Source organism: Sphingobium fluviale (assembly GCF_004122115.1).
Lineage (GTDB): Bacteria > Pseudomonadota > Alphaproteobacteria > Sphingomonadales > Sphingomonadaceae > Sphingobium > Sphingobium fluviale.
This window is the reverse complement of record NZ_SBKP01000002.1, coordinates 1-15575: the sequence shown is the minus strand read 5'-3', so window position 1 is coordinate 15575 and position 15575 is coordinate 1. Positions and strand designations below refer to the sequence as shown.

17 protein-coding genes, 1 tRNA gene and 1 riboswitch are annotated in these 15575 nt (G+C 61.2%); of the genes, 15 read left to right on the top strand and 3 right to left on the bottom strand.

Translation table 11 applies throughout. The features are described from left to right. Positions 1-176: 176 nt before the first annotated feature. Positions 177-2030, bottom strand: coding sequence for a phosphomethylpyrimidine synthase ThiC (gene thiC / locus EQG66_RS02450; protein ID WP_129402968.1), 1854 nt, complete (start codon positions 2028-2030; stop codon positions 177-179). 46 nt (positions 2031-2076) lie between these two features. Further along, positions 2077-2182: riboswitch (TPP riboswitch) on the bottom strand. A 190-nt stretch (positions 2183-2372) separates the two neighbouring features. Between thiC and EQG66_RS02445 the strand changes: the two genes are divergently transcribed. From EQG66_RS02445 to EQG66_RS02420, 6 genes are all read left to right on the top strand, one after another. Beyond that, positions 2373-4121, top strand: a complete 1749-nt coding sequence (locus tag EQG66_RS02445) for a methyl-accepting chemotaxis protein (protein ID WP_129402967.1) — start codon at positions 2373-2375, stop codon at positions 4119-4121. Continuing rightward, a complete protein-coding gene (locus EQG66_RS02440; protein WP_129402966.1) occupies positions 4118-5224 on the top strand; it encodes a carbohydrate porin in 1107 nt (368 codons plus the stop codon). Before EQG66_RS02445 ends, EQG66_RS02440 begins: the two co-directional genes overlap by 4 nt. Positions 5225-5312: 88 nt before the next feature. After that, positions 5313-6521, top strand: a complete 1209-nt coding sequence (locus tag EQG66_RS02435) for a saccharopine dehydrogenase family protein (RefSeq protein WP_129402965.1) — start codon at positions 5313-5315, stop codon at positions 6519-6521. 15 nt (positions 6522-6536) lie between these two features. Further along, a complete protein-coding gene (locus EQG66_RS02430) occupies positions 6537-7709 on the top strand; it encodes a carboxynorspermidine decarboxylase (RefSeq protein ID WP_129402964.1) in 1173 nt (390 codons plus the stop codon). Positions 7710-7844: 135 nt separating this feature from the next. Then, positions 7845-9047, top strand: coding sequence for a type III PLP-dependent enzyme (locus EQG66_RS02425; protein WP_129402963.1), 1203 nt, complete (start codon positions 7845-7847; stop codon positions 9045-9047). A 113-nt stretch (positions 9048-9160) separates the two neighbouring features. Further along, the gene (locus EQG66_RS02420; RefSeq protein ID WP_245987807.1) at positions 9161-9604 is read left to right on the top strand and encodes an MAPEG family protein; all 444 of its coding nucleotides are present in this window, start codon (positions 9161-9163) and stop codon (positions 9602-9604) included. 34 nt (positions 9605-9638) lie between these two features. On the opposite strand, the gene EQG66_RS02415 is transcribed toward EQG66_RS02420, so the two are convergent. Both EQG66_RS02415 and EQG66_RS02410 read right to left on the bottom strand, forming a co-directional pair. Then, a complete protein-coding gene (locus tag EQG66_RS02415) occupies positions 9639-10256 on the bottom strand; it encodes an LON peptidase substrate-binding domain-containing protein (protein ID WP_129402962.1) in 618 nt (205 codons plus the stop codon). A 22-nt stretch (positions 10257-10278) separates the two neighbouring features. Then, positions 10279-11190, bottom strand: coding sequence for a tetratricopeptide repeat protein (locus tag EQG66_RS02410; protein WP_129402961.1), 912 nt, complete (start codon positions 11188-11190; stop codon positions 10279-10281). Between the two features lie 207 nt (positions 11191-11397). Between EQG66_RS02410 and EQG66_RS02405 the strand changes: the two genes are divergently transcribed. The 9 genes from EQG66_RS02405 (at position 11398) to EQG66_RS02370 (ending at position 15472) form a co-directional block, all read left to right on the top strand. After that, positions 11398-11472 (top strand) — tRNA-Gly (locus EQG66_RS02405). A gap of 482 nt (positions 11473-11954) precedes the next feature. After that, positions 11955-12119, top strand: coding sequence for a hypothetical protein (locus EQG66_RS15250; RefSeq protein ID WP_164975565.1), 165 nt, complete (start codon positions 11955-11957; stop codon positions 12117-12119). Between the two features lie 105 nt (positions 12120-12224). Beyond that, the gene (locus EQG66_RS02400) at positions 12225-12704 is read left to right on the top strand and encodes a hypothetical protein (RefSeq protein ID WP_066670639.1); all 480 of its coding nucleotides are present in this window, start codon (positions 12225-12227) and stop codon (positions 12702-12704) included. Between the two features lie 377 nt (positions 12705-13081). Next, on the top strand, positions 13082-13399 hold the full coding sequence (locus EQG66_RS02395; protein WP_066670642.1) for a DUF736 domain-containing protein: 318 nt from the start codon (positions 13082-13084) through the stop codon (positions 13397-13399). Between the two features lie 132 nt (positions 13400-13531). Beyond that, a complete protein-coding gene (locus EQG66_RS02390; RefSeq protein WP_245987805.1) occupies positions 13532-13711 on the top strand; it encodes a helix-turn-helix domain-containing protein in 180 nt (59 codons plus the stop codon). Between the two features lie 226 nt (positions 13712-13937). Continuing rightward, positions 13938-14201 (top strand): DNA -binding domain-containing protein, encoded by a 264-nt coding sequence (locus EQG66_RS02385; RefSeq protein ID WP_066670647.1) that lies wholly within the window; start codon positions 13938-13940, stop codon positions 14199-14201. A gap of 135 nt (positions 14202-14336) precedes the next feature. After that, a complete protein-coding gene (locus tag EQG66_RS02380; RefSeq protein ID WP_066670650.1) occupies positions 14337-14534 on the top strand; it encodes a transcriptional regulator domain-containing protein in 198 nt (65 codons plus the stop codon). Between the two features lie 124 nt (positions 14535-14658). Then, positions 14659-15108 (top strand): DUF2285 domain-containing protein, encoded by a 450-nt coding sequence (locus tag EQG66_RS02375; protein ID WP_129402960.1) that lies wholly within the window; start codon positions 14659-14661, stop codon positions 15106-15108. A gap of 118 nt (positions 15109-15226) precedes the next feature. Then, positions 15227-15472, top strand: a complete 246-nt coding sequence (locus EQG66_RS02370) for a helix-turn-helix transcriptional regulator (RefSeq protein ID WP_129402959.1) — start codon at positions 15227-15229, stop codon at positions 15470-15472. The last annotated feature ends 103 nt before the right edge of the window (positions 15473-15575 follow it).

The following is a 15575-nucleotide window of genomic DNA, read 5'->3' as shown; positions in this document are numbered from 1 at the left end:
GCAGGCGGCGCCGAATTCAGGTGGCTGGCGCCTCCTCAAGCTCTGGGCATTGTGCATTAGCTACCACTGGCTTGCCTCACCGCAAGCCAGCGGGTTCTGACGGGGCTTCCTGACTGCTCGATGTAACAGAAGGGCTGAATGTGGATCCGACCTGAGGGCTGTGCGCCTCCGTTTCTTCACGCCTCCGCTTTTACATACAAATCGCCACCTTCGCGATACTTCTCCGCCATCTCTGCCATCCCCTTCTCGGCCTCTTCCGCCGCGATAAACGCATCGGCGCTCTGGTTTTGCTTGGCCGCAAACTCCCGCACCTCTTGGGAAATCTTCATGCTGCAGAATTTCGGCCCGCACATGGAGCAGAAGTGCGCGGTCTTCGCGCCTTCCGCCGGGAGCGTCTGGTCGTGATATTGCTCGGCGGTGTCGGGATCGAGTGACAGGTTGAACTGGTCGCGCCAGCGGAACTCGAAGCGGGCCTTGGAGAGCGCGTCGTCCCGCACCTTCGCCGCCGGGTGGCCCTTCGCCAGATCCGCCGCGTGGGCGGCGAGCTTGTAGGTCACGACGCCGACCTTCACGTCGTCCCGGTCCGGCAGGCCCAAGTGCTCCTTGGGCGTGACATAGCAGAGCATCGCCGTGCCGTACCAGCCGATCATCGCCGCGCCGATGCCTGAGGTGATATGGTCATATCCCGGCGCGATGTCTGTCGTGAGCGGGCCGAGGGTATAAAACGGCGCCTCGCCGCACACCTCAAGCTGCTTGTCCATATTCTCCTTGATCTTGTGCATCGGCACATGGCCGGGCCCTTCGATCATCACCTGCACGTCCTGCTTCCACGCGCGGTGGGTGAGTTCGCCGAGCGTGTACAGCTCCGCGAACTGCGCTTCGTCGTTCGCGTCGGCGATGCTGCCGGGGCGCAGGCCATCGCCCAGCGAATAGGCAATGTCATAGGCCTTCATGATCTCGGTGATCTCGTCGAAATGCTCGTAGAGGAAGCTCTCCTTATGGTGCGCGAGGCACCATTTCGCCATGATGCTGCCGCCGCGCGACACGATGCCGGTGACGCGCTTGGCGGCGAGCGGCACATAGGGCAGGCGCACGCCCGCGTGGATGGTGAAATAGTCGACGCCCTGTTCGGCCTGCTCGATCAAAGTGTCGCGGAAGATCTCCCACGTCAGCTCCTCGGCGATACCGCCGACTTTTTCGAGCGCCTGATAGATCGGCACCGTGCCGATGGGGACGGGCGAATTGCGGATGATCCACTCGCGCGTGTCATGGATGTTGCGCCCGGTGGACAAGTCCATCACCGTGTCCGCGCCCCAGCGGATCGACCAGACCATCTTGTCGACCTCGCTCGCGACATCGGAGGCGACGGCGGAGTTGCCGATGTTGGCGTTGATCTTCACCAGGAAATTGCGGCCGATCGCCATCGGCTCGGTTTCCGGGTGGTTGATGTTGCTGGGGATGATGGCGCGGCCACGGGCGACCTCATCGCGCACGAATTCCGGCGTGACATAATCGGGGATCGCCGCGCCGAAGCTTTCGCCGTCGCGGATATATTGCGCGAGGCGCTCGCGGCCCAGGTTCTCGCGCTCGGCGACATATTCCATCTCCGGCGTGATGATGCCGCGCCGCGCATAATGCATCTGCGAGACGTTCATGCCCGGCTTGGCGCGTAAGGGACGCTGGACGACATTGGGGAACGGGCGGACGCCGCCGGAGCGATCCGGCCCCAGCTGGCCATTGTCCTCCGGCTTTACCGCGCGGCCATCATAGGCCTCGACATCATTGCGCGCCATGATCCACTCGCGCCGCAGCTGGGGCAGGCCGGCCATGATGTCGATACGGGCATCGGGATCGGTATAGGGGCCGGAGGTGTCATAGACGCGGATCGACGGCTCACCGCCTGCGAGTTCAATCTCGCGCATCGCGACACGGATGCCTGATCCGCTATGCGCGGCGACATGCACCTTGCGGCTGCCGCGAATGGGGCCGGTGGTGACGCCAATCTCTGCCTTTGCGGGAAGGTCGGCCATGCGCTTGTCTCCTCTGGCGGGGTGAAAGAGGGAAAGCGGGCTGGTATCGCTATGGCCGCTCCCTCCCTACGCCCGTATTAACGGTTTCAGGTTCAGCGGGTCGCAGGGCGTTACACCTGCCTCTCAGCCACATGGCTCCCCGGGGATGGCGATTTTCTATGCCCCGGTGGGGGGAATGTCCAGCCATAACCTTAACCGAAGCCTGGGGATGGTCCTGAGCGCAGGCATGGCGAATATATACCAAGTCCCGATAATAGAAGGCAAAGTTTTCTATGGATAATGTAATATTAACCAAGACACCGCATATTTTTCGAAAATCATAAAAACCGCCTGGAGAGAATAATGAAACGCTCGTCCATCAGGTTCAAGGTTCAGATTGCCTTTGCGATACTGTTGGCGGTTGCCACCAGTTGGGCGCTGGCCAGCTATGTCGTCAATTATCAGATCACGCAGGCCATGCGCCAGATGGTTCAGGCCTCTGCCCTGCTGCGCAACCAGACCGACACCGATATGGAGCATGATGCGATTCGCGGTGATATGCTCGGCATCCTTGCGGCGCAGACCGAACCGAGCCTTAACGCGCAGGAACTGGCGACATCGCTGAAAGACCGCACCGCCAATTTTCGTGAGCTTTACGATGCCACGCTGGCCTATGAACATTCCAAGGCCGTGAAAGAGAGCGCGGCGGTGGTGAAGCCCGATGTCGAGATGTATCTCGCCAGTGCCGATCAGGTTGCAGATGCGACATTGAGCGGCCAGCCGGTTTCGCCAGAGGCTCTGGCCCAGTTCAACGCCAAGTTCGAGGCGCTGGAGGGCAGCCTTGCCGGGGTATCCGACACGATTGAGAAGCATGTGGCCGAAACGCGCATTATTGCGGGAGACGCCGCGCGGCATGGCACCTATGTCACGCTTGGCTGCCTGTTGCTGATCGTCGGGACCATATTGATGGTCTGGCGCAGCTTCATAAAGCATTTTCTGCGCCCGATCTTCGAGATCAAGGGCGCGGTGGAGCAGCTGACCCGGCGCGACCTCAATATAGAGATCGAGGCGGCAGGGCGCGCGGACGAACTTGGCGAACTGAGCCACGCCGTCTATGGTATGCGCGATCAGATCGCCGAAGCTGTTGCCGCGCGCAAGCATCAGGAGGAAGAGATCGTCCACACTATCGGCAGCGCGCTGGCCCGCCTCGCAAGCGGCGATTTGTCCAGCCGCATCGAGACAGAGCTGAAGGGCGCGTTCGCCAGCCTCAAGGATAATTTCAACCAGGCGGTGCATCAGCTTTCTTCGGTGCTAGGCACTGTGCACGAGTCGACCGACAAGATGCTGATCGGTGCGGAGGAGATCAATCGTTCGGCTGACGATCTTGCCCAGCGCAACGAGCAACAGGCAGGCAGCCTCAAGACCATTGCCGATGCTATCTCGGACGTTTCGGAGAAAGTGGCGGCCTCCGCAGATGCGGTGCGCGCGGCACAATCGGCGGTGAACGACGTGAACGGGGCGGTGGCGCAGGGCGGCACCGTGATCCAGAGCGCGGTCGAGGCGATGGACAAGATCGAGACCTCATCCCGCGCGATAGACAGTATCATCTCCGTGATCGACGGCATCGCCTTCCAGACCAATCTGCTGGCGCTCAATGCTGGGGTGGAGGCGGTGCGCGCGGGCGAGGCGGGCAAGGGCTTCAATGTCGTTGCCAGCGAGGTGCGCGCGCTGGCCCAGCGGTCCGCCGATGCGGCGAACGAGATCAAGAAGCTCATTTCCACCAGTTCATCTCAGGTGGAGGCGGGGGTGCAGCTCGTGCGCGCGGCGGGGGATTCGCTCCATGCGATTCTGGATAAGGTGACGGAGATTTCCTCCGTGATGGAAGGCGTGACCCGCAGCGCGACCGAGCAGGCCGGGACGCTCAGCTCCATTGACAGCAGCGCGCACAATATTCAGGGTATCACCCAGCAAAACGCCGCCGCGACAGAGCAGGTCACTGCCGTCACCCGCATGGTGGTGGATGTGACGCGCGACGTTGTGAATCAGCTGTCGACCTTTACTTTGGAAGCAAAATCAAATACTTATGAACAGAGCAGGAGCCTTGCTGCATGAAAGCCGCCCGGAGCGTTTCCCTGTTGGCTTTTACCCTGGCCCTCGCCGCACCCTCCCCCGCATCCGCGAAAGCACGCTACCTCGGCAATGTAGACCTGACCGCCGATGTTGATCTGGACCGGCTGTTTGGCTGGCGTGGCGGGCGGGCGTTCATCTATGGTCTCGGCAATTTCGGCAAGCGCCCCAACGACAGCGCGGGCACGCTGGAGGGTGTCAACAATATCGAGGTCGGCAAATCCGCCGGGCGCCTGTTCGAGGCATGGGTCGAGCAGGACTTTGGCGGGGTAAGCCTGCGCGCCGGTCTCTATGACCTCAACAGCGAGTTCTACGCGACCGACAGCGCTGGTCTGCTGATCGCGCCGCCGTTCGGCATCGGCTCCGAGCTGGCGGCGACCGGGGCGAATGGCCCGTCGATCTTCCCCTCCTCCGCACTTGCCGTTCGTCTGCGCGCGGATGTCAACAGCGGCAATGGCTATGTGCAGACGGCCGCCTTCAACGCCCGCGCGCAGACATGGGGCGACCGTGGCGGGATCGACACCAGCTTTGATGACGGCGTACTGCTGATCGGCGAGGCAGGGCATGCGATCGGCCCGGCGCGTGTCAGCCTCGGCGCATGGACCTATACCAAGCGCCAGGAGGATGGCTTCGCCACCGACGCGGCGGGCGATCCGCTGATGCGCAGGGCATGGGGCGTCTACGGCATGATGGAGGCTCGCGTATCCGGCAGCGAAGACGGCCCGCTCCTTGATGCCTTCCTGCGTGGCGGCGCGTCTGACGGGCGGACGAGCAATTTTTCCTGGGCGGCGCATACCGGCCTGCTCTATGGCCCGGTGTGGTCGGGGCGGGACGACAGCACGCTTTCCCTCGGCTTGCGCTATGCCCGCACCAGCGCGCCTTTCCGGGATGCGATGCGCGCTGCCGGAGAGACGCCCAGCCGCCACGAATACGGCCTTGAGCTGACCTATGCGGACCGAATCGCGCCGTTCCTGATGCTCCAGCCCGACATCCAGATCGTCGGCAATCCCGGCGGGGTGGCGGGCGCGCAGGCCGCCCTGATCTCAAGCCTGCGCGTCACGATAGAGATGCCGCCGCTGCGGCGCTGAGCCTTTAGCGGCCCAGAGCGCCATTGCACTGTCATCTGGCGGGCCTATATGGGCGGACTACAGAAGAGTCCCCCATAGGAGCGCGCGAGTGAGCAAGGTTCTGGTGATAGGCGCAGGCGGCGTCGGTTCGGTCGCTGTCCACAAGATGGCGATGAACGCCGATATCTTTTCCGATATCACGCTGGCCAGCCGCACGCTCTCGAAATGTGATGCCATAGCGGAATCCGTGAAGGCGCGCACAGGCGTTGCTATCAAGACCGTGCAGATCGACGCGGATGATGTCGCCGCCACCACGGCCCTCATCAAGAGCGTCGGCCCCAAGCTCGTCGTCAACCTTGCGCTGCCCTATCAGGATCTCGCGATCATGGACGCCTGCCTCGTGGCGGGCGTGCATTATATGGATACAGCGAACTACGAGCCGCGCGACGAGGCGCATTTCGAATATTCATGGCAATGGGCCTATCAGGACAGGTTCAAGGACGCGGGACTGATGGCTCTGCTCGGCTCGGGCTTTGACCCCGGCGTTACCTCCGTATTCGCGACCTATTTGAAGAAGCATTATCTCGACCGGATCGACACACTCGACATCCTCGATTGTAACGGTGGCGATCACGGACAGCATTTTGCCACCAACTTCAACCCCGAAATCAACATCCGGGAAGTCACCGCGCCTGCCCGTCACTGGGAAAATGGCGCATGGGTGACGACCCCTGCCCTCTCCCATAAGCAAAGCTTCGATTTCGAGGCGGTTGGCCCCAAGAACATGTACCTCATGTATCATGAGGAGCTGGAGAGCCTCGCCAGGCACCTGCCGGAGATCAAGCGCATCCGCTTCTGGATGACCTTTGGCGACGCGTATCTCAAGCACCTTGAAGTCTTGCAGAATGTCGGCATGACGCGGATCGACCCGGTTATCTACAACGGCCAGGAGATCATCCCGCTGCAATTCCTCAAAGCCGTGCTGCCCGAACCCTCGACGCTGGGCGCTACCACAAAGGGCAAGACCAATATCGGCGACATCGCGACCGGCATCGCCAAGGACGGATCGGCCAGGACCTATTATATTTACAATATCTGCGACCATGAGGAGGCCTTCGCCGAGACCGGCAATCAGGCGGTGAGCTATACCACCGGCGTGCCCGCGATGATCGGCGCGGCGATGATCCTCACCGGCGCGTGGGGCGGCGCGGGCGTATTCAACATGGAGCAGATGGACCCCGACCCCTATATGGACATGCTGAACAAGCATGGTCTGCCGTGGAGCGTGAAGGAACTGCAAGGGCCGCTGGCGTTCTGATGGAAAGCGCTTTCGATGGAGACTAGGGCGGGCGATCCCGGCGCCTTTGCGCGCTTCGATCTGACATCCGTCCCCTCGCCCGCCTTCGTGGTCGATGAAGCGGCGGTGCGGCGTAATCTGGCGATCCTTGCCGATGTGCGAGATCGGGCGGGTATCAAGCTGCTCTCCGCGCTGAAGGCCTTCTCGATGTGGTCGCTCGCGCCGGTCATCGCGGAATATCTCGACGGCGTGTGCGCTTCCGGGCTTTATGAGGCGCGGCTGGGCAAGGAAGAGTATCGCGGCGAGATTGCCACCTATTGCGCGGGATACAAGGCCGAAGATCTGCCGGAAATCTGTGCGCTGTCTGATCACATCATCTTCAACTCGCCGGGCCAGCATGCACGCTTTCGCCCGATCCTCGATGCCGCGCGTACCGCAGGCCACAGCTTTGACGTCGGCCTACGCATCAACCCGCTCCATGCCGAGGGCGAGGTTGCGAAATATGATCCGTGCCAGCCGCACAGCCGCCTCGGCTTTCCGGTGGACCAGCTCACATCAGACCATCTGGAAGGCGTTGACGGCCTGCATTTCCACTCCTTGTGCGAGCAGGATTTCGTGCCGCTCAGGCGCACATGGGAGGCTCTGGAGCCGCGCATCACACCCTATTTTCCGCGCCTCAAATGGCTGAACTTCGGCGGCGGGCATCACATTACCCGCGCGGATTATCAGCGCGAGGACCTGATCGCGTTTTTGCGCGATGTGAAGGCAAACACGGGTTGCGAACTGTATCTGGAACCGGGTGAGGCAGTTGCGCTCGATGCGGGTATTCTTGTTGGCGAGATTCTCGATGTGATCGACAACGGCATGCCCGTCGCGATCACCGACATATCCGCCACCTGCCACATGCCGGACGTAATCGAGGCGCCCTATCGCCCCGCCATGCTCCACGAGGCAACAGATGGCCCCGCGACTCGACTCGGCGGCCCCTCCTGCCTTGCGGGCGATATCATCGGCGACTATCGATTCGGCGGCCTGCCAACGGTCGGCCAACGCTTCGCCTTCCTCGACCAGGCGCATTATTCGATGGTCAAGACCAACACCTTCAACGGCGTCCCCCTGCCTGCGATCTGGCTGTGGAACAGCGAAACCAATGATTTGCGGGCTATACGGACGTTTAATTACGACGAATTCAAGCGCCGCCTTTCATGACAATTCTGTGACACGAAATCTTAAGTCTGCCACTTTACACGGACCCCCCTTCGCCATATATCGAGCGTCCGCTGCCCCATGGGACTTCCACCGCAAGGCAGCTTGTTTTGGCTAATACCCTGGAGGTCCCTTGAATTGCACAAGCATCCTAGCGCGCTGGGGGTAGCAACCGCCCTCAAACCGGCAGCACCGGTAACGCTTATTCGCCCGCAGGCAGCAGCCCGCGCCGCACGGTTCTTCGCTGAGAAGTTTCCGGGGCGCTCGCTTTATGCCGTTAAGGCGAACCCCTCCCCCGCCCTGCTGCTCACGCTGTGGGACAACGGCATCACCCATTATGATGTCGCGTCCATTGCCGAGGTGCGGTTGGTCGCAGAGACACTGCCTGAGGCAAAGCTGTGCTTCATGCATCCTGTGAAGGCTGAGGAAGCGATTGCAGAGGCCTATTATGTGCATGGCGTACGCACATTCTCGCTCGATACGATGGAAGAGCTGGACAAGATCGTGCGCGCGACAGACGCAGCGCAGGATCTGGAGCTGTGCGTGCGTCTGCGCGTATCGTCCGACCACGCGCAATTGAGCCTCGCGTCCAAGTTCGGCATTGACCTCAGCGATGCGCGTGAATTGCTGATGGCCACCCGCCAGGCGGCGGACGCGCTGGGCATATGTTTTCATGTCGGCAGCCAGGCAATGAGCCCCCATGCCTATACGCAGGCGATCGAGCGTGTGCGCGCCGCCATTGTCGATGCGGCGGTGACGGTCGACATCATTGACGTGGGCGGCGGGTTTCCCTCCGTCTATCCCGGCATGGAGCCGCCCGCGCTGGAGCATTATTTCGACGCGATCCACCGCGCGTTCGAGAGCCTGCCGGTGTCCTACTCGTCCGAGCTGTGGTGCGAGCCAGGCCGTGCGCTCTCCGCCGAATATAGTTCGCTGATCGTTCGGGTGGAGCGACGCCGGGGCGATGAACTCTATATCAATGACGGTGCCTATGGCGCGCTGTTCGATGCGGCGCATATCGGCTGGCGCTTCCCGGTGAAGCTGCTCCGCGACGGTCATGACAATGATGGCGAGGATCTGATCCCGTTCAGCTTCTATGGTCCGACCTGCGACGATATGGATCATATGGCGGGGCCGTTCCTGCTGCCTGCCGATGTTCAGACCGGTGACTATATCGAGGTCGGCATGCTAGGCGCCTATGGCTGCGCGATGCGCACCGGCTTTAACGGTTTCACCGCAGAGACGCTGGTGGTGGTCGATGACGCGCCGATGGCGAGCCTCTATGACGATGCACGCGAAGCCGCGCCGCTCCGCGCCAATGTGGTGAAAATCGGCAAATAAAACGGACAGGGGGTGTCGGGCTCGCGCTCGCCCCCCCCTTCCTCTGCTGTGGTTGACTTTGCCCGTGTGCAGGATCAGTCTCCTTCCCACCGGAAACGGCAGGAGGGACAATAATGATATCACCTATTTCGCACGAGATGTTGGCGCCCGCAGCGGCGCTGGCGCTGTGGACGCTCATCGTCATGCTTTACATGGTCGTGGTGCGCTTCGGAGCATTCAAGACCGCCAACATCGACCTCGCAAAGGCTCCACCCGGAGGGCGCGGGCAGGATCTGGAGAGCATCCTGCCGAAGCCAGCGAGCTGGCCGTCACACAACTACTCACATCTTCTTGAGCAGCCGACACTATTCTATCCTATCGTGATCCTGCTCGCGCTGCTCGGCGCGTCAAGCCAGACGAACATCATGCTCGCATGGGCTTATGTGGGGCTGCGCATCGTGCACAGCATCTGGCAGATCAAGGTCAACACCATTCCTGTGCGCGCGAGCATCTTCTTCATTTCCAGTATCGTGCTGATCGTGCTGGCGGTGAACGCACTGCGCGCGGCCCTGGCCTGACCATTCACGGTTCCGCCAGACACGGGCGGCCCGCTTACTGCAAGGTGGCGGGCTTGTCCGTGTCTGTGTGTCCAAAGAACTGCATGAGCTGCATCGCACGCTCGGCCCGCTCGGCAAGGGTATTGGCCTCAAGCAGAGCCTGCTTTGCCGCAACATCGAAGGGGGCTACCTGCGCGACACTGTTTACAAAGGTGGTATCGTCCAGCCGCCCCACCGCCGACCAATCGACCATATAACCCAGATGCTCGGCAAAGCGCCGCGCCTCCTGCTCCAGCGCTGCCCGCGCCACTGCGCTTAGCGCCTCGCCTTCCTCGCGCCCCTCCGGCTCAACTTCGGCTTCGACCTGGCGAAAGGGCGTGGCAACGTCCAGCTCCCTGACAATGCGAAAACGCGCCAGCCCGGCAAGAATGATATTGAAGCGCCCGTCATCCAGCGCCTCGCACTCGGCAATGCGGCCCAGACACCCGACATCGTAGAGGCGCGGCTTCACGCCCTCCTCGACCGGTTGAACCATGCCGATCAACCGGTCTCTCGCCAGCGCATCGCTCACCAACGCCCGATAGCGCGGCTCGAAGATATGCAGCGGCAGATGCGCACCCGGAAACAGCAATGCGCCGGCGAGGGGAAAGATCGAGATACGCTGTCCGGTCATCCGCGCGCCTCTCCTCGTCCGCTCAGGTGAACAATATTGCCGACAGGCGGCGGCGCTGAGCCGACACCCACGGGTCTTCCAGCCCGACCGCCTCGAACAGCTTCAACAGCTGGGAGCGCGCCGCGCCGCCATCCCAATCGCGGTCGCGCGCGATAATTTCCAGCAGCGCATCAGCAGCCGCGTCGCGCGCACCGTTTGCCATCAACCCGCCAGCCAGCTCGAACCGGGCGGCATGATCATCCGGGTTCGCGGCCACGCGCGCTTCGACCGCAGAGAGATCGGCCACCGGCTTCGCGTCGCGTGCGAGAGACAGCGCTGCGCGCGCCCGCTCAATCCGCGCATCCTTGGCGGCCTCGGCAGGTGCGGCATCGAGCACGGCCTGCGCCTCGTCCAGCTGACCCAGCGCCACCAGCGCGCGCGCCTGGCCCGCGATGACCGCCGGATGGTCCGGCGCCATGTCCGCGATCTGGGCAAAGATGGACAGCGCGCGCTCTGCGTCGCCCTCGTCCAGCACCTGTTCACCCATAGCGATCAGCGGTTCTATCTGAGCCTCCAGCGCCTTTTCATCGGACTGGATGGGAAGCTGCGCCAGAATCTGGTCCAGCATCTGCTTCAGCTGGCCTTCTGTGCGCGCCTGCGTCAGATCGGCCACCGGCTGACCCTGAAAAACGGCATAAACAGTCGGGATGCTCTGCACGCGGAACTGGGCAGCAATGAACTTGTTCTCGTCGACATCGATCTTCACGAGCTTCACGCCCTTTGGCGCATAATCGGCGCACACCTTCTCGATCACCGGCGCAAGCTGTTTGCACGGGCCGCACCACTCAGCCCAGAAATCGACCACCACCAGCGCCGTGCGCGAGGGATCGACCACGTCACGTTTGAAATCCTCAACCGCCTTGCGGTCCGCCTCGCTCAGTCCCAGCGTCGCCACGCCCTCACCTCCGAAATATTCTGTGCGCGCGAGCGCACGCTGCCGTCTCGCCCGTCTATTTGGGGTGCGAACGCGCCCGACGCAAGCACCCGATACAATGTTTGGCCGTCCATGCGAAAGGGGCTTGCCGGGCGGGCGGACCGATGCTAGGTGCGCCGCTCACCCGCCGGGATCGCGAGGCTTCACCTTCCGCATCCGGCCGCCAGAGCGGGCGTAGCTCAGGGGTAGAGCACAACCTTGCCAAGGTTGGGGTCGAGGGTTCGAATCCCTTCGCCCGCTCCAGTTTTCTCCCAGAAAACCAACGGTTTGAACCTCGCGAAGCTCGCGAGGACCTGGTGACAAAGCTCTCGCTGTTGATCATTGTCACCACATTGTCACCAGTGCGAAGACTGCTCCGGGCATCTCGGGGAAACTCCCGGCGAGAGGTTGAAAATTTCCGCATCATTTCGGGCTTCGATGAAGCGGCAGCGCAATGGCGCTTCATTCCCACTGGCTCGGTGACTTTGGCGTGGATCGCCGTTCGGTTCATTCCAGACCAACAAACTCATGTCAGCAACGGCTAGCGGGCTTGCCGCCGCAGAACCACTCGCTCGCATAAGCCGCTGATCCCTAGGCGCGAAGCCTGTCCTCTTTCAATCAACCCGTGAAGGGTCCGCTACGCATCCGCGTGCGGCCGCAGCGGTGCTGCGGTGATTGCGGCCAGCCCCCGGCCTGTGGGGCGACTGTCGAGCGGGGTGGTCCCGCTCCAAGGCAGGAGCCGCAACATGCCACTGGCAACCGCACAATCGCTTGGCTGGAACCTCTCCCGAACGCTGATGACGGTTATCGTCCTCATCGAAACCAACCAAGGCTACTTCGTGATCCCCGCTGACGAATTTGATGGCGACCCCGAACAGGTGGTTCGCGAATATGATCCCTTCGCCCGCTAGTCTCCGGCGAATTCCGCCTTTTCGGTCTGCACTCCGCCGTGCTATTCTTGCACCGCAGAATGCGCTGAGGTGGTGGTGGCGAGCGCGTCCAGACAAGGGACGCTTATGACCTTTCTCCTCATCCTCGGGGCCGTCGCCGGTCTCTACATGCTTGCGCTGCTTTTCCGCCTCGCGAGCTATGCACTGCCAGTCTATACCGGCATCGGTTGTGCATTCTTGCTGCTTCGCCATGACTATGGGCATCTCGCCGCCATTGCTGGCGGTCTGTCGGCCGGCATTTCCACCCTACTGCTCGGCCAATACCTCATTGCCCTTGTTCGTTCTCCCTTGCTGCGTTCCGGGATCGCGCTTCTCTTTGCCATTCCGGCAGCCATTGCAGGTTTTCAAGCGGCACATGCCCTTGGATCGCTGGCAACGGACGACGGCGCGCTGCTGGCAGTTTTCGGATCCATTGCTGCCTTGGCCACATCCTTCTCGGCATGGCGCAGCGTAACGATGCCTAGGCATGATACGCCCGTTCCAGCGAATACCGACGATTCGGTGAGTGGGCATGCTTATGCAGGCCGATCGATGTCGACCGAATGATCGCGTGAGGGGGCAATCCCGCTGGTCCTGGAAATCGTTCTTCGTTGCCCAGCTTGGTTTGCAGATTCCGGTCAGCGGACACCCAAACATTTGCATGCGATCAGCATCTGGCATCCATTCCGGCAGAACCGACCAGTGCGGCCTCTTTCGATCCGCGCCCATGTCAGCAAGACGCTTCGCTTGGAAGGCTTGCCGCAACGGTGCCTGCCGAACTTTCTTCCCCCGGCGTACCGCCGTTCCTCGCGAGACAAGAAAGTCCGGCCACACCGTCCTCCGCTAAAGCTGCGGGCTAAAGCTGCGGCGCCTGCCACTGGCTGACCTTCATCCGCGCATCGAGGCCGCACTGGAGCGGTCCGACCAACGGAAAGGAAACACCAATGGCAAAGATCGGCAACTTCAAGAAGGTTTCGGGAGAATTCCGTGGCCAGATCGCCACTCTTGCACTGCAAGCCAAATCAGTCCGTATCGCAGCAGAAGAAAGCGCCAGCTCGAATGCCCCCAGCCACCGCGTATTCGTCGGCGATGTCGAAATCGGCGCGGCATGGGAAAAACGCACCCAGGATGACCGGCCTTATCTCTCGATCAAGCTCGACGATCCGAGCTTTGTAGCTCCCATCTTCGCCCAGCTCTTCGAAGCCGAAGACGGCAGCTACGATCTGATCTGGAGCCGCCCCGCACGACGCAGCGAAAGCTGACCAAGCAAAGTCATCGCCTGGGTAAAACCGGGCGATGACGAATCCCTAGTATATTGGGTGGCAGTATATTAGGGTTCCGCCGACCCACGAAGCATGAAGCTTCGGGAGATTTTTGCGACGAATTTAAGGCGAATGCGTCACGCCAGTGGGCTTTCGCAGGAGGAACTAGCGCACCGTGCTGGGCTTAACCGCAACTATGTCGGTCTGCTTGAACGCGCAGCGAATTCGCCCACGCTCGACACGGTTGAGCGACTCGCAGAGGAACTCGTCGTCGACCCTGCCCGATTTTTCGACAAGGCTGGCGAACAGTGACCGCAATCTAGCGCCCGTTCGCAGATTCGACACTCCAACTTTACAATTTTTCAACGACAGCAATCAGATGCTTGTTACTTCGAGGTGGTTTCCCGACCACAGTCCGTCTCAGCTTATGCGGCTAAGCGCATAATGCTCTGCGGATTTAGGGGGAAGTGTGGACTACTTCACCGCTCGTGTTGCGGAGTTACTGCGAGTATTATCGCTCAACGCTTAGGAGGGACCCATGACGGCTCCTGACTTCGAAGATCAACCACCGCAGACGGACCGGCTTAGCGCTTATGACGAGCGACACCTCGTCACCTATTTGCGTTTGCTGGACGCAGAGAAAGACGGTGCGCATTGGGAAGAGGCGGTGGCGATCATCTTCTCTATCGATCCCACAAGGGAGCCCGAGCGCGCAAAGCTGGTCTACGATGGCCACCTCGCCCGTGCCAAATGGATGACAGAGAGCGGATACCGTCACCTGCTAGACAGCCGCACGAATTAAGCTCCGGACAATCCATCAGTCCGGGGCAATCGATTGTGCTGGTATCCCTGATAACGCGCCACTGACTCCGGCACTTCTCGGACCTTGCCAGTAACATGATCGTCCGACTCCAAAAAACCTCACAGGAGAGCTGTGATGGAGGAGAAGCCCGACTGGCGTTCGGAGAGTTACGCCAAAGCCTTTGAAGCACACGACCGTGCGGACTTCGCGCAGGAATTCCTGCGCCGCAATCCTGACTATCGCGACCAATATGCTCGTGCCATCGACGCAGCGCCCATAGCGCGCAAACGTCTGGCCAAGCACTGGGGGTTGGTCTTTCGCGGCCGACCCTGAACATACCGCCACGCACAGCCCCGCCATCTGGGACCCTTCCACCTCCGCTACCATCATCCGGCTGCAACCGGAACCAGCCACGACTGGCAGCTTCAACAAGCTTACCGTTGGCAAAAGTGCGACAGTGATCGCCTGCCATATCACCGATCAAGCGTCACATCAGGTGCTGACGTTGGGCGGACGACGCTATCGACTAACCATCCCAACAGAAGCATCGGATACTGACCCGCTCACCTATATGTTGCCTGCGGATACCTTCTGGGAACTGCGCCGGGCCGCAATGTCGGCCTTCCATGAACATATTCATCTTGGTCGGCTGCGTCAGCGACCAGTTTCTCTCGACCCCGGGCCATCCGAACGCTGGCGCTTGGTACAATGGTTGAGGCTGCTCGATGCATTGCCTGAAGGTGTCAGCGCACGTGAACTCGCAGTTGACCTGATTGCCCGCGATGCGCGCCACTACTCGGCAGCTGAATGGGATGGCTCAAGCGAACGCAAGCGGATTGCCCGCTGGCACCGTCAAGCGCTCGCAGCACGCGACGGCGGCTACCGTCGCCTGTTGAACGGCATCTGATCGGGACATTCCAGACAGTCTCGGTATGTCCGTTCACCCGATCCTCTGAAAATCCGATCTCTCGCCTCCTGCTCGCCGGTCCACCCCCGTGTGTCCGGCACTTCACAGGAGGATCATCATGGATGGTGAATTTATACCCGTCGTTCCGCGCTACGTACGAACGCCTGACGCAGCCGTTCACCTTGGGCTTTCCGCGCGCACCCTGGAAAAGCATCGGTGCTACGGCACAGGGCCAGCCTTTCACAAGCTGGGGCGCCGGATCGTCTATGCCATTACCGATCTGGACGCCTGGGCACAGAATGGACGCCGAAATTCGACGTCGGACCCTGGAAAAGGCATCTTGTTGATTTTCATTGAGAGTTGACCCGGTGTTTTCACTGAGAAGTGACCCGTCTTGTGATTATGTTTCGATTAATTCCTGTGGGTCAAGATAGTGCTTTCTCCTTTTTGGGTTTTGCCTGCTGGGC